General features: G+C 44.2%; 11 protein-coding genes and 1 other annotated feature. Of the genes, 6 read left to right on the forward strand and 5 right to left on the reverse strand.

Features of this window, described 5'->3' with window-relative positions; all coding sequences use genetic code 11:
• Positions 1-549: 549 nt before the first annotated feature.
• From clpB to rluD, 3 genes are all read right to left on the reverse strand, one after another.
• Entirely contained in the window at positions 550-3,123 is a 2,574-nt protein-coding gene (gene clpB / locus R7Z78_RS12040) for an ATP-dependent chaperone ClpB (RefSeq protein WP_104975872.1), read from the reverse strand.
• 144 nt (positions 3,124-3,267) lie between these two features.
• Positions 3,268-3,996: a peptidoglycan editing factor PgeF gene (gene pgeF, locus R7Z78_RS12045; RefSeq protein WP_005381874.1), complete on the reverse strand. Its 729-nt coding sequence runs from the start codon at positions 3,994-3,996 to the stop codon at positions 3,268-3,270.
• 1 nt (position 3,997) lies between these two features.
• The gene (gene rluD / locus R7Z78_RS12050) at positions 3,998-4,975 is read right to left on the reverse strand and encodes a 23S rRNA pseudouridine(1911/1915/1917) synthase RluD (RefSeq protein ID WP_005381875.1); all 978 of its coding nucleotides are present in this window, start codon (positions 4,973-4,975) and stop codon (positions 3,998-4,000) included.
• A gap of 136 nt (positions 4,976-5,111) precedes the next feature.
• Between rluD and bamD the strand changes: the two genes are divergently transcribed.
• The 5 genes from bamD (at position 5,112) to yjjX (ending at position 10,101) form a co-directional block, all read left to right on the forward strand.
• Positions 5,112-5,840 (forward strand): outer membrane protein assembly factor BamD, encoded by a 729-nt coding sequence (bamD, locus tag R7Z78_RS12055; protein ID WP_169644206.1) that lies wholly within the window; start codon positions 5,112-5,114, stop codon positions 5,838-5,840.
• 148 nt (positions 5,841-5,988) lie between these two features.
• Complete coding sequence (locus R7Z78_RS12060; protein ID WP_309473959.1) at positions 5,989-7,470, forward strand: lytic transglycosylase F; 1,482 nt, start codon at positions 5,989-5,991, stop codon at positions 7,468-7,470.
• Between the two features lie 325 nt (positions 7,471-7,795).
• Positions 7,796-8,122: a ribosome hibernation-promoting factor, HPF/YfiA family gene (gene hpf / locus R7Z78_RS12065; RefSeq protein WP_005381889.1), complete on the forward strand. Its 327-nt coding sequence runs from the start codon at positions 7,796-7,798 to the stop codon at positions 8,120-8,122.
• 108 nt (positions 8,123-8,230) lie between these two features.
• Positions 8,231-8,352, forward strand: a sequence feature (Phe leader region).
• 12 nt (positions 8,353-8,364) lie between these two features.
• Positions 8,365-9,543, forward strand: a complete 1,179-nt coding sequence (gene pheA, locus R7Z78_RS12070) for a prephenate dehydratase (protein WP_086046542.1) — start codon at positions 8,365-8,367, stop codon at positions 9,541-9,543.
• A 24-nt stretch (positions 9,544-9,567) separates the two neighbouring features.
• Positions 9,568-10,101, forward strand: coding sequence for an inosine/xanthosine triphosphatase (yjjX, locus tag R7Z78_RS12075; protein ID WP_025768441.1), 534 nt, complete (start codon positions 9,568-9,570; stop codon positions 10,099-10,101).
• Between the two features lie 110 nt (positions 10,102-10,211).
• Here the strand turns inward: yjjX and trpR are convergent, their stop codons facing one another.
• Entirely contained in the window at positions 10,212-10,520 is a 309-nt protein-coding gene (gene trpR / locus R7Z78_RS12080; protein ID WP_005381892.1) for a trp operon repressor, read from the reverse strand.
• Positions 10,521-10,533: 13 nt separating this feature from the next.
• Complete coding sequence (gene sltY, locus R7Z78_RS12085; protein ID WP_042521869.1) at positions 10,534-12,480, reverse strand: murein transglycosylase; 1,947 nt, start codon at positions 12,478-12,480, stop codon at positions 10,534-10,536.
• A 364-nt stretch (positions 12,481-12,844) separates the two neighbouring features.
• Between sltY and ettA the strand changes: the two genes are divergently transcribed.
• A complete protein-coding gene (gene ettA / locus R7Z78_RS12090) occupies positions 12,845-14,512 on the forward strand; it encodes an energy-dependent translational throttle protein EttA (protein WP_005381894.1) in 1,668 nt (555 codons plus the stop codon).
• The last annotated feature ends 151 nt before the right edge of the window (positions 14,513-14,663 follow it).

Here is a 14,663-nt window from a genome sequence, read left to right on the forward strand (position 1 = left end):
GCCGCCAGCGTTCAATCTGAGCCATGATCAAACTCTTCAATTTAAGATTTTGTTCGGCTCAATGAATACTGAACATTACATAAAGTAATGTTTGAATTGACTGTGCTGAATCCGAAGATTCAATGGTCACTTCGTTTCATTGAAACCTAATTTGATACCGAAGTATCTAATTGGATTATCATCAACGAGTGCCCACACAGATTGATAGGTCTATATTTTTAAAGAGCACACTTCGAAGTTCTCTTCAAAGTGGACGGCTATTTTAGCTAGATAACTTATCGTGTCAAACACTTTTTTAAGTTATTTATCTGCGAGTTAATTTTAACTCACTAACCGTAGTTGTTTAGGTTCCGCTTCACTTGCTTTCCCGTGACAACGGAGGCGCATTATAGGGAGTTCATTAAAGAACACAAGTGCATTTTTTAAAAAAACTCACCTTTTTAGTTTATTCGTATAGAAAACAGACAAAAGACTCTAAAAAACTATAGAAAAGGGGCCAAACGGCCCCTTTAGTGTGATTTTTATCTCAATTTTACTGTATCCATACAATTATTGATGAGCACAAATTTGGTCATTAATAACAATTAGCTGCACTGTCTTGTCTGGAACGATTTCACCAGAAAGAATTGATTTGGCTAACGGGTTCTCGACATTCTGCTGAATTGCACGTTTTAAAGGACGCGCACCATACACAGGATCGAAACCAACTTGAGCGATCAAATCGAGTGCTTTGTCGGAAACTTCTAGTTGATAGCCTTTCTCCTCTAGTCGTTTCGCCAAACGTTCCAATTGAATAGAAGCAATGGACTTAATGTGCTCTTGACCAAGTGGATGGAACACCACGATTTCGTCAACACGGTTCAAGAACTCTGGGCGGAAGTGTTTGCTAACCACATCCATCACTTCACTCTTGATACCTTGATAGTCTAATGTTGCGAAATTCTCTTGGATACGAGATGAACCCAAGTTAGATGTCATGATCACAACCGTATTACGGAAGTCAACAGTACGACCTTGACCATCCGTTAAACGCCCATCATCGAGAACTTGCAGCAGAATGTTAAATACATCCGGATGCGCTTTCTCTACTTCGTCTAACAAAATTACCGAATACGGCTTGCGACGAACCGCTTCAGTTAAGTAACCACCCTCTTCATATCCGACATAGCCTGGAGGCGCACCCACCAACCTTGCCACTGAGTGTTTCTCCATGAACTCAGACATATCGATACGGACCATCGCATCTTCACTGTCGAACATAAAGCTCGCAAGTGTCTTACAAAGCTCTGTTTTACCCACACCAGTTGGACCTAAGAATAAGAAGGAGCCAATTGGTCGGTTTGGATCAGAAAGCCCAGCTCGACTACGACGAATGGCATTCGATACAACAGAGACCGCTTCGCTTTGCCCTACCACACGATTATGCAGCACGTCTTCCATACGAAGTAGTTTCTCTTTTTCCGCTTCTAGCATCTTGGATACCGGAATGCCGGTTTGCTTAGAAAGTACTTCTGCAATCTCGTTGTCGGTTACTTTATTACGCAATAGCGTCATTTCCTGCATTTCAGCTTGGGTTGCAAGATCTAACTGCTTCTCAAGTTCAGGAATACGACCATATTGAAGCTCCGACATACGGTTTAGATCGCCAGCACGGCGAGCAAACTCCATGTCCATACGAGCTTGTTCAAGCTCAGACTTAATATGTTGAGTGCCAGAAAGAGCTGCTTTTTCTGTATTCCAAACCTCTTCTAGTTCAGCGTACTCACGTTCTTTTTCATTGAGTTCTTCATTAAGCGCTTTCAAACGCTTTTCACTCGCTTCATCGTGCTCGTTACTTAGTGCTTGTTGCTCAATTTTGAGTTGGATGATTTTACGCTCAAGCTTATCCAAGGACTCTGGCTTAGAGTCAATTTGTAAACGAATGCTTGAAGCCGCTTCGTCAATCAAGTCAATCGCTTTATCCGGCAACTGACGGTCGGAGACATAGCGATGTGACAAACTCGCCGCAGCAACAATCGCTGGGTCGGTAATTTCGACGTGATGATGAAGCTCATAACGCTCCTTCAAGCCACGTAAAATCGCCACGGTATCCTCAACGGTCGGCTCATCCACCAGCACTTTTTGGAAACGACGTTCTAATGCTGCATCTTTTTCGATGTACTGACGATATTCATCCAATGTTGTTGCGCCAACACAGTGCAGCTCACCACGAGCTAATGCCGGTTTTAGCATGTTGCCCGCATCCATTGAGCCTTCACCTTTACCAGCACCGACCATAGTGTGTAGTTCATCAATGAAGAGGATGACGTTGCCTTCTTCTTTAGCAAGTTCATTCAATACTGATTTTAAACGCTCTTCAAATTCCCCACGGTATTTCGCGCCAGCAACCAGTGCGCCCATATCCAGTGATAGCACACGGCGACCACGCAGACCTTCAGGTACTTCATTGTTAACTATGCGCTGCGCTAAGCCTTCAACAATTGCTGTCTTACCTACGCCTGGTTCACCGATAATCACAGGGTTGTTTTTAGTACGACGCTGCAATACCTGGATAGTACGACGGATTTCATCATCACGGCCGATAACCGGATCCAATTTACCTTGCTCTGCACGTTCGGTAAGGTCTATGGTGAACTTTTCCAATGCTTGACGAAGCTCTTCTGCATTCGGATCATTGACCTTTTGACCACCTCTGATCTTTTCGATTGCCTGGCTGACTTTTTGCTCTGTTAAGCCGATCTCTTTGAGCAATTGCCCCAATGGTCCGCGATCTTCTAAAGCGGCAAGCAGGAAGACTTCAGACGAGATATAGGAGTCTTGACGCTTTTGCGCCACTTTGTCACACAGGTTAAACAATGTGCCCATCGAGCTAGAGAGCTGAACATCCCCACCGATGCCACTGACTTTTGGTAATCGATCTAACATTTCACTCAATTTAGAGCGTAAATGCGTTACGTCCACATCCAGCATAGTAAGCAATGGACGAATTGGACTGCCATTTTGATCAAGCAAAGCCACCATGAGGTGAACTGGCTCGATATATTGATGATCGCGCCCTAACGCTAGTGATTGAGCATCAGAGATAGCGATTTGAAACTTACTTGTGAATCGATCAAGACGCATATCTACCTTCCTAACCTCAACTAAAGGAAATTCTTTTGACAGTTAGAAAGATGGATACTCGGGTGGGGAATTTCAAGGGAGTGAATGAATAAAGATAGCTTTGCAAAAATAGTAGTATGCATCTTAGCACTTTGGTGCTTATAGCTAGTCTTCGATCCAAATAAAGGTTGCTTGTCGACCAGTCTTACCATCACGGCGATAAGAGTAAAAAGAGGCTTTATCTTGGTAAGTACAAAGTCCAGAATCAAACACTTGTGTCACACCAGCCCGGTTTAGACGTTGCGTTGCCAGCACCGACATGTCAGCAAACCATTTACCGTCGATATCGCGTGGAGCAAATGCTTGATTCGCCTGTGAATCAAAATCAACAAAAGCTTGCAGAACATCTTCACCCACTTCGAAGGCTTGAGGGCCAATGGCGGGGCCAAGCCACGCTATCACTTCACCAGAAAACAACGCTAACGCATTTTCGACAATGCCATTTGCTAAGCCGCGCCAACCTGCGTGAACAGCGGCTACTTGCGTACCTTGTGTATTAGTCAATAATACAGGTAAACAATCGGCGGTCATCGCTGAACAAACAACATGGCTTGAAGAAGTAAATACACCATCCGCATCAAGCACCTGTGTTGTTGGTTCATTTGCTTGAGCCACAACGGTTGAATGCGTTTGGTTTAACCAGATTGGCGCATTTGGCATGCTTGCCTGTTGCGCCAACCAAGCTCGGTTCTTCTCTACTAAAGACAAATCATCCCCAACGTGAGTACCTAAATTTAGCCCTTGGTAAGGGCCTGTCGAAAATCCGCCTATGCGTGTTGAGGCGAAAGCTTTGACATTTTTAGGCGCTGGCCAATTCGGAATGATCGTCTTCATATTAGAATTCTTCCGGTAAGCCGTGCTCTTCTGTATCTTGACGAAGCGCTTCAGTCATCACAACCATGTCATCAGGCACTGGAGCATGAAACTCAAGAACTTCGCCCGTAATTGGGTGCTCAAAGCGCAGCATTACTGCGTGCAATGCTTGGCGATCGAAACCCCGGATCATTGCCGTTAGCTCTTCAGACGCACCTGTCGGGATGCGAGCACGTCCACCATATGCAATATCACCGAGCAACGGATGCTGAAGGTAAGACATGTGCACACGAATCTGGTGCGTACGACCCGTTTCTAGACGCAAGCGAATACGCGTGTGTTCGCGGAAGCGTTCAGCAACACGGTAGTGCGTTACTGCTGGTTTGCCCATTGGTGCTACCGCCATAAGCGTGCGCTTAGTAGAGTGACGACCAATCGGTTGATCCACTTTACCGCCCGCAGTCATACGACCAATAGCGATCGCTTCGTACTCACGAGTAATATTACGTTTTTGCAGTGCGCGAACCAGACGAGTTTGTGCAGGAACGGTTTTCGCCACCACCATCAAACCCGTTGTGTCTTTATCCAAACGGTGCACGATACCTGCACGAGGTACTTCTGCAATATCAGGGTAATGATGCAACAACGCATTAAGCACAGTGCCATCAGGCGTACCAGCGCCCGGATGAACCACAAAGTCACGAGGTTTGTTGATAACGATAATATCTTCATCTTCATAGACGATATCTAGCGGGATATCTTGCGCTTCCCAGCGTTCTTCATCTTCTAACTCGGCTTGCAATGTAATTTCCTCGCCACCCATTACTTTGGTACGAGGTTTAGTGACAACTTCACCATCAACTTGAACTTTCCCATCAAGCAGCCACTCTTTTAGGCGCGAGCGAGAGAAGTCCGCGAATAATTCGGCGATAGCTTGGTCTAAACGTTGACCTAACTGGCTATCTTTTACGGTATTTGTTAATACAATCTGCTGAGCCATATCGAACTTTTTTAAAAACTGTGAGACTAATGCTCACGACTGTGAAAAAATAGACTATTACGTCATTGTATCTGTTACTGGAAAGAAAGTAACGGCAGCTTAAGAAATATTTAGATTCAAGGAACAGACTCCTGATATGAAACGTCAGACTTTAACAGGCCTTTTAGCGGTATCCCTTCTGTTTGGATGTGCAAGCAAAGAAGAAATCGTTCCTGATGTGCCGCCTTCGGAACTGTATGCAGACGCACAGATTTCTCTTCAAAGTGGTAATTGGCTTTCTGCAATTGAGAAACTGGAAGCATTAGACTCACGTTACCCATTCGGTGCCTACTCAGAACAGGTGCAGCTTGACCTAATCTATGCGTACTACAAAAACGACGACCTTGCTTTGGGCTTGGCAACCATTTCTCGCTTTATGCGTTTAAACCCAACCCATGAAAAGATGGATTGGGTGCTGTACATGCGAGGTCTAAACCACATGGCGCAAGATCGTAACTTTATGCATGATTTATTCAGCGTAGATCGAAGCGATCGCGATCCTGAACCGGTAAAAAAAGCGTTTGATGACTTCAAAAAACTACTTCAACGTTACCCGAATAGCCCATATGCAGAAGATTCACAAAAACGTATGGTCGCGCTGAAAAACCGTCTAGCGAACTATGATTTAGCGACTGCTGACTTCTACCTTCGCCGTGAAGCTTGGGTCGCTGCTATTAATCGCAGCCAAGAGCTACAAAAAGCGTATCCAGACACAGAAGCTGCACGTAAGTCACTGACTATCCAGCTAGAGGCCTACAAGCAACTTGGTTTGGAAGACGCCGTAGCAAGAACTGAAAAGCTTATAGAGCTCAACCCTGTGAAGTAATTGAACTTGCTTTAAACTGAACCGCCACCGTTTTTACCGTGGCGGTTTTTTATTACTCTCAATAGTGTATTCAGCCCTTTCTTGATGATCTTCCTAGCTCCACATATGCTTAAAGTTCTCCTCCCCCCTTTATAAAAAGGATGTGAACGTGACGATATCTAAGCTTTGCGCAGTTATGCTGCTCCTATTGTCTGCTTCCGTTTGCGCACTGCAAATCTCGCCGCTCAAACAGCCTCCTTATACTGGGGACCTCGATGTCATCAAGGAGAAGAATGTACTGCGCGTCTTAGTTTCTGCTGATTTAGGCTTTTACTACATTGAGGGCGGCACACCAAAAGGCATAGGCGCGGAATTGCTGGCGCATTTCGAAAAAGACCTTCGTAAACTCAAACCAAAGCTTAACGTACAAATTATTCCTGTTGCCCGCGACCAGCTACTGCCAGCCTTAGAAAACGGTTCAGGTGACTTAGTTGTCGCCAACCTGACTATTACCGACACGCGCAAACAGAAAGTGGAGTTCAGTTCACCCATTCTCACTGACATTCAAGAGTGGGTAGTGACAAACAAAAGCACACCAACGATGACGAAAATCGAACAACTGAGCGGCAAAGAGATTTGGGTGCGCGCCAGCTCTAGCTACTTTGAAAGCATTCAGACACTAAATAAGAAACTAAACAAAAAAGGCTTACCGCCTGTTATCGTGCACTTTATTGAAGAAACACTTCAAGATTATGAGCTGGTCGGAATGCTCAACAATGGTTACGTCAAAGCCATTGTTCTCGATAGCCATAAAGCCAAGCTTTGGCTGAAAGTGATGGATGATATTCGGGTTCACAAAAAAATCCCTATCCGCAAAAATGGCAAAATTGCTTGGGCAATGCGAGAAAATAGTCCCAAATTAAAAGCCGTCGTGAATAAGTTCATCCAGAAGTCTCGCTCTGGGACACTACTCGGTAACGTTATTTACGGTAAATACATCGATAACACGGGATGGTTGAACAGAGCTCTTAACCCTAAGAAAATTGCTCAACTAGAAAAACTCGCAGCGCTATTTTCACGCTATGGTGAGAAATACGATATCGACTATTTACTGATCGCTGCAATCGCTTACAAGGAATCAGGATTTAATAACGACCTAGTTGGAAGCCGAGGTGCCGTTGGCATAATGCAAGTCCTACCCAGCACCGCTCAAGATCCGAATATCAATATCAAAAATGTTCGACAATTAGAAAACAACATTCATGCTGGAGTGAAATACTTAGCTTTTTTGCGTAAGCAGTACTTCAGTGATCCTGATATTACTGCACAAAATAAACTCTACTTTACATTGGCGGCTTACAATGCGGGCCCCGGCAATGTAGAGCGTATTCGTAAGCGTGCAGCCCAACAAGGTTACGATCCTAATGTTTGGTTTAATAACGTGGAAGTCGTTATGCGGAAAAGTTTAAGCTCAACGGTTGGGTACGTCACAAGCATTAATCGCTACTACATAATATACAAACAACTAGAAAGTTTGGACCAAGTCAAAAGTCTAGAAAGGGTTTCACTAGCCCCAAAAGACCCCATTTTCATGATACCGCTACGAAAAGTCAGCCAAATGCCAGACAGTAAAAAGCCGCTTGTACAGTAAGCGGCTTTTTAAATGGATTCATTGGAAAGACTCAGTGATCGTCATCACACCTTACGTGTAGTTAAATTTTAACCACCTCAAATATTAGGCCGTAAAACTTCCCTAAAAACGAGGCCGTTTTCAGCTGAGTACTCTATTCAATCTACGGATTTACTAACCGATAACAAGCAATTTCACGATAAATCTCAGAAGTTCTTGAGTGAGATCACATTCATTTTTCATCATAAAAAACCCGAGCAAAATAATGATCTGAATCACATTTTTTTATGCTTAAAGCGGTAATCTGAACTCAACCCATGAGGGATGCAACAGAGGAAAAACACTTATGACAATGAATATCACTGGCAAAAACATCGAAATCACCTCTGCAATCCGAGCTCATATTGAGAGCAAATTTAAAAAACTGGAGAAATGGCAAGTAGACCTAATTGGTTGCCAAGCAACTTTCAGTGAGGAACCAAACAAACAGAAGAAATTCGAAGCGGTTATCAAAGTTCCTAAAGGCCAGCTCATTGCCTCAGCAACTCACGAAGATCTTTACGCAGCTATCAACGAAGTGGAGCAAAAACTAGAACGACAATTGAACAAGCTGACCCACAAACCTGAAGCTCGACGTGCAAGTAAGCCTGAGCTAGTGGAAGAAGAAGAGTAAACTGAACAGATTGAGGAAATAGCGCCGAAAGGCGCTATTTTTTTGCTTGACGCTCTCCCCAGCCTTGCTTATTGTGTTTAAACACTCATAAATTAAGCACTATTTATGCATTTAACCTCACTGTTTATTTTTGACTTCTTTTTCCTCCCATAGTTGGAGGGGCGAACTCGTTTGTGAAAGAAAAGTCAAAAACAAACAGAAAGCCTCCCAAATCGGGAGGCTTTTTTATAAGGAAAGAATTGATGACTGACCAACCTATTTCCCTCGAAGAAATTCGTTTACGCTTGAATGAGTTGGATGACCAACTTCTCAGCTTATTGTCTGAGCGCCGTAAACTCAGCATTGAAGTAGCCAAAAGCAAAGTACAAACCTCAAAGCCTGTTCGCGACGCCGTCCGTGAACAGCAATTATTGGTCAAGCTGATTTCTAATGGCCAAGATAAATACGAACTTGACGCGCAGTACATCACCAAACTTTTCCATACCATCATTGAAGACTCAGTTCTGCTTCAACAAAGTTATCTGCAAAATCTCGTTAACCCACAGCAAAGCCGTAAGCCACTTGCTCGCGTCGCTTTTTTAGGAGCCAAAGGCTCTTATTCGCACTTGGCAAGTCGCGAATACTTCAGTCGTAAAAATACGGAGCTTATCGAGCTCAACTGCGAGCACTTTAAAGAAGTGACTCAAACGGTTGAATCTGGCCATGCTGATTATGGCGTTCTGCCAATCGAAAACACCAGCTCAGGCTCTATTAATGAAGTGTATGACTTACTACAACACACGACGCTTTACATCGTTGGAGAGCTAACTCAACCAATCGAACACTGCTTGGTTGCGAAAAAAGACATTCGTCTGGAAGATATTAAAACGCTGTATTCTCACCCTCAGCCACACCAACAGTGCAGTGAGTTTTTAAGCCGTATGAAAGGGGTAAAGCTGGAATCCTGCGCGAGCACAGCAGATGCAATGCAGCAAGTCCAAGAGATGGATCGTGATGATGTGGCTGCAATTGGTAATGCATCAAGCGGTAAGCTATATGGCTTGCAAGCAATTCAAGGCAACATCGCAAACCAAACCGAAAACCATACTCGCTTTATCGTGGTTGCTCGTAAACCGGTTGAAGTTTCTACTCAGATTCCAGCAAAAACCACATTGATCATGTCGACCTCCCAAGAGGCAGGCTCATTGGTTGAAACACTATTAGTGCTGCAACGTTACGGCATCAATATGACCAAGCTGGAATCACGCCCAATTATGGGGAACCCGTGGGAAGAGATGTTCTACGTAGACTTGACATCACATCTTGCTTCGACAGAAATGCAACAGGCACTTGAAGAGCTAACAAAAATCACTAAGCACTTGAAAGTATTAGGCTGTTACCCGAGTGAGAACGTAAAGCCTACGCAAGTAAAATTGAGTTAATAGACACCAGTGAGTAAAAAGATCATGGCAACCCAAAAAGTCGTAATCGCATCGCTAAACCCAGCCAAAATTAATGCAGTTCAAAGTGCATTTCGTAATGCATTTCCGCATCAAGAGTTCAACTTCGTTGGCATCAGTGTACCGAGTGAGGTCGCAGATCAGCCCATGACGAATGAAGAAACTCATCGTGGTGCGCTAAACCGCGTTAAAAACGCAAAAGTAGAGATGCCAAACGCGGATTACTATGTCGGTCTCGAAGCGGGAATTGAAGCAAACGTGACGTTTGCTTGGATGGTGGTTGAGTCAGAGACTCACCGCGGTGAATCTCGTTCTGCAAGCTTAATGTTGCCGCCAAAAGTCTTGGAAAAACTCAAGGATGCGAATGAGTTGGGAGATGTAATGGACAAAGTGTTTGGTACTGATAACATCAAACAGAAAGGTGGCGCTATTAGCCTACTAACCCAAAACCAGCTAACTCGAAGCTCGGTCTATCACCAAGCCTTGATTCTGGCTTTGATTCCATTCACAAACCCTGAGCACTTTCCTTCAAATTTATAACACTCAGCCTATTCTCTAGATACGCAAAAGGGCGGATATTTCCGCCCTTTGTAATACGTTATCTTAGTCAATTGTAACACCAAGGCCTAAAAGCAAATTGGATATACTGTCTACTTAGATACCGCAACTTGTTCTAACAAGACTTTCAACTTGTCTTTTTCTTCATCAGATTTCGACTTTAGTTCGTTAGAGCCACGAGTAATGGTGGCAATGCCCACACCAAGCATCTGACTGATCTGACGTTGAGATAATTCTCCTTTAAGAAGTTCGTTAATTATATTAACGCGTGATATTAATGACTCTCTCTCATCACGTGACATCAGCATAGTTAACAGCATGTCATCTTGCTGGGTGCCCATACTTGTTCGAATTAGCTCAATAATCTGTTGCCAGTCTTTGTACTCGGGTTCGTGCGACATCAAGTTACCTCACTCAATACTTGGTATTGATCTCATGTTGATTCAAGAACGCGCCATCGATACCCAAAAGATCACGATAGTATGTTTCAAACATCAAGATGTTTTGTACATAACCGCGCGTCTCTTTAAATGGAATTGCCTCAATAAAGGCATAAGCATCCACTTTTCCTTGGGTACGCTCTCGCCACGTTTTTACTCTGTTAGGACCTGCATTATAAGCAGCAAGAGCAAAAATACGATTATTATCGTAATCCTCTAATAAACCTTGCAAATAATGGCTACCAATTTCGATATTTTTTCCTACATTGTAGAGATCCTGCGTACCTTGATAACTCAACTTATATTTACGTGCCGTGTACTTCGCCGTCGCAGGCATGATCTGCATAAGACCACGAGCGCCAACTGGAGAGCGGGCTTCAACATCTAACGCACTTTCCTGTCGAGCGAGAGACATCATCGTGACGGGATCAATGTTGTGCTTTTTCGCATAAAAGTTAAACCACCAGCGGTGTGCTATTGGGAACCTAAGTTCGATATTATCCCACATCTGCGCTTGAATACTCGCGGTCACCGTTAGGTGATGCCAACGTTTAAATGATGCATAAGCCGCCAACATCGCCTTTTCATCTTTTCCTACGCGGCGCAGTAAGTGTGCCCATTCACTCTTCGCTGCTGCGATTTTATCCGTCGCGATCAACTCTTCGATACGAGCTAACGAGTCTTGATAGGGTTGAACAACTTTCTTATCCAACTTAACCGTATGCGTTGGGTATTTGATTGATTGTCCGATTGCATTGGCGGCAGCCACACTGTAGAAGTTTCGTTGCCCAAGCAGAGTTGCTAAACGCTGTTTCCCCGCGATGTCATCACCTAACGCTATTTCACTTCTTCCAAGCCAATATTGCCAGCGTAGCGTGGCTTGTTCTTCTTTATTTAGAACAGCAATCCACTCTTGTACGCCTTTCCAATCTGCATTTTGAATCGCTAAGCGGATGCGCGTTTCAATCAACGGTAAGTACTGACTGGTTTTCGTTTTATCATCGCGCCATTTAGCTAATGACTCAGACTCCGTACGAGTCAATCGAAATGCAATATAGTCGGCAAGTTCTTGCGCTTTTTCTGGAGAAAACTTCTGTCCTTTAATGACGGCATCGTACGCACCTTGTGCTTGGCTAGTGTTCATACGAGCCAACTTTTCTAACGCATATTCACTTTGCGCTCGATTAAAATCATTCGCAGGTTTTTTCTTCGCGAATTCCGCAACACTTGAAGGATTATCAAACAACGCTTTCATTTCTTTGGCTTGTTGCTTTGCCTGCGCTGATTTAGGCAGTTTGAGCAAGTAACTCATCAAACCGCCATTACGAGCATCAAACGCCAGTAACATACGCTGTAGAATCAGTTCATCGGTACGCTCACCCGCCTTGTCCCATGCCGCAAATAATGGGTCACACTCATCAGCAATGCTGATGCCACGTAACCACATATGTTCAGCCCCTTTAAATGCCGCGACTTTCTTGCCTTGCTTTAACTGGGCGACGTAGAAAATACATTGGTAACGCTCACCACTAGGAATGACTTTTTGAAACTCAGTAATAGTTTTCCAATCTTTTTGCTTATAAAGATGATTGAGGTATGGAGCGCGAACTCGACGAGAAAATGGAAAAGACTCGTGCTCAGAAATAAACTCGTTTACCTGTTGTGGTGACTTTTCCGGTAACTGTCTAATAAAAGTGCGGTAATCCACATAAGGCGTTAGTGGATAGTCAGAAATTTTAGGACGAATCGAAAGGTATCCATCGATGTCATTTTTATCTAATAAATCTTGAGCTTGCTCATATACTTCGCGCTGCTTTTCCAAACTCAGCGCGGCATTAGCACTCAAACTCATAGCACACAACGCGGCGGCGCAGCATACGTTTTTAGCCAATTCAGATACGTTGAATCTCATTTGTGTCATTTTCCCCAGACATATACTGCCCTAAAGCCTAGTTTTGTTAGAGTTCATGTGATGTTAAGGCAATTTTCACACATGCATCTATTTACACAGAATGCAGATGTCCATGTAAAGCAACTTAGTGTATTAAAAATTGTACTCGTCAAACTTTTAAGACGATGGAGACAAAGCGTTTCTAACTCGCATAGAAAACACTTCGTCATTCTTAACGAATAACAAAAGTGTATACCCTAACCGTGTAAGTTTCCGGTCAGCTCAAAATAAGAAATCCATTCGTTAGGGAAATTCTTGCAATGCGGTAACAAAAACAAAGCAGTTGGTATAAAATGATGGGTTTGAATGACAGTTAATTTAGGAACGATCGGCAATGGCTGAATACGTATATACCATGTCGCGGGTGAGCAAAATTGTGCCACCTAAGCGTCAAATTCTTAAAGACATCTCTCTGAGCTTCTTCCCTGGTGCGAAAATCGGTGTTTTAGGTCTGAACGGTGCAGGTAAATCCACACTGCTACGTATCATGGCAGGTATCGACACGGATATCGACGGTGAAGCGCGTCCACAACCTGGTCTAAACGTAGGTTACCTACCTCAGGAACCAGTATTAGACGAATCAAAAACCGTTCGTGAAGTTGTTGAAGAAGCGGTTGCTGACGTTGCTGACGCTCTGAAACGTTTGGACGCAGTCTACGCAGCTTACGCTGAACCAGATGCAGACTTCGACGCACTTGCAAAAGAGCAAGGCGAGCTAGAAGCCCTTATCCAAGCGAAAGATGGTCATAACCTAGAAAATGCGCTTGAGCGTGCAGCAAACGCACTACGTTTACCTGAATGGGACCAAAAAATTGCGCACCTATCAGGTGGTGAACGCCGCCGTGTGGCTATTTGTCGCTTGCTACTTTCTAAGCCAGACATGCTATTGCTTGATGAACCTACCAACCACCTAGATGCAGAATCAGTTGCTTGGCTAGAGCGCTTCTTAGTGGATTACACAGGTACCGTAGTGGCCATCACCCACGACCGTTACTTCCTAGATAACGCTGCGGGCTGGATCTTAGAACTGGACCGTGGTGAAGGTATCCCATGGGAAGGCAACTACACCTCATGGCTGGAGCAAAAAGACGCTCGTCTACAACAAGAAGCCTCCCAAGAGAGTGCTCGCCAAAAGACTATCGAGAAAGAGCTTGAGTGGGTACGTAAAAACCCTAAAGGTCGTCAAGCGAAGTCAAAAGCACGTATGGCTCGCTTTGAAGAACTGCAAAGCTCTGATCACCAAAAACGTAATGAAACCAATGAACTATTTATCCCACCAGGTGAGCGTCTAGGTGATAAGGTTATTGAAGTGAAGAACCTGACCAAGTCATTTGACGGTCGAGTTCTGATTGATGACCTGTCATTCAGCATCCCTAAAGGTGCAATTGTTGGTATCATCGGTGCTAACGGCGCAGGTAAATCGACGCTATTCAAGATGTTAAGTGGTACTGAACAACCAGACTCGGGCACAATTGAGATGGGCGATACAGTAAAACTGGCATCGGTCGATCAGTTCCGTGACAGCATGGACGATTCTAAAACCGTATTCCAAGAGATCTCTGAAGGTGCTGATATCATTAAGATCAACAACTTCGAAATCCCAGCTCGTGCATACTGTTCACGCTTTAACTTTAAAGGCAGTGACCAACAAAAGATTATTGGTGAACTATCGGGTGGTGAGCGTAACCGTGTCCACCTTGCGAAGCTGCTTAAAGCGGGCGGTAACGTGTTGCTACTCGACGAACCAACCAATGACCTTGACGTTGAAACACTGCGTGCTCTAGAAGAAGCGTTACTAGAGTTCCCTGGTTGTGCAATGGTTATCTCGCACGACCGTTGGTTCCTTGACCGTATCGCTACCCACATCATTGACTACCGTGACGAAGGCCAAGTTAACTTCTACGAAGGTAACTACACAGAGTACATGGATTGGTTGAAGAAAACATTGGGTCCTGAAGCCGCAGAACCACACCGTATCAAATACAAGCGTATTGCGAAGTAATCGCAACCCACAAAGTTTGATTGTAATTTGTACAAAGGCCGCTATCATAGCGGCCTTTGTTTTCTTTGTTATAAAAAGAGCTCATTAGCCCGTCTCGTTCGTTAAGAACATGACATAGCACTTACGTCACTCTGTAGCGACTTCGACACTT

Origin of the sequence: Vibrio sp. 1167 (assembly GCF_033340375.1) — a bacterium.
GTDB classification, from domain to species: domain Bacteria; phylum Pseudomonadota; class Gammaproteobacteria; order Enterobacterales; family Vibrionaceae; genus Vibrio; species Vibrio alginolyticus.